Below are 560 nucleotides of genomic sequence, written 5' to 3'. Positions count from 1 at the left end.
GCCTGTTCCTGCCGCTCGTCATCAATCGCGACTGGCGCACCTATCTCGACCGCAAGGTGGTGCACTTCGCATATTTCTACGTGCTGTGGGTGACAATCCAGTTCGGCTTCAAGGCGCCCTCGTTCGCCGCCGAAGCGGGCTGGCCAGGCGTCGCCCGGCTTTACCTGATGTCGTTCATCGATCCGTTCGGCACGCTGTGGTTCATCTACCTGCTGCCGGTATTTTTCGTGGTCATCAAGGTCACACGCAACGTCTCGCCGTGGGCGATCTGGGGTGCCGCCGCGGCGCTTGAGGCGGCGCATGTCTCCACGGGCTGGACGCTGATCGACGAATTCGCCGCGCGTTTCGTCTACATCTATTCCGGCTACCTGTTCGCAAGCCACGTGTTCGCGCTGTCCAACCGCGCCCGCGCCTATCCGGCAGCGGCGCTGGCGGCGCTGGCGCTGTGGGCGGTCACCGATGCCGGCCTCGTTTATAGCGGCGTCAGCGAATGGCCCATCATTTCGCTCGCGCTTGGTCTGGCCGGCGCCTGCGCCATCATCACCACGGGCACGCTGCTG

The 560-nt window shown here is 64.5% G+C and carries 1 pseudogene (running past one end of the window); it reads left to right on the top strand.

Annotated elements, in window-relative coordinates:
* Positions 1 to 560: pseudogene (locus tag BGO16_RS11290) on the top strand (acyltransferase family protein); its annotated part runs 238 nt beyond the window's last position; the annotation flags it as partial.

It is taken from the genome of Nitrobacter sp. 62-23 (assembly GCF_001897285.1).
GTDB lineage: Bacteria > Pseudomonadota > Alphaproteobacteria > Rhizobiales > Xanthobacteraceae > Nitrobacter.
The sequence above is the reverse complement of the archived record's forward strand: the minus strand, read 5'-3'. Positions and strand labels throughout refer to the sequence as shown.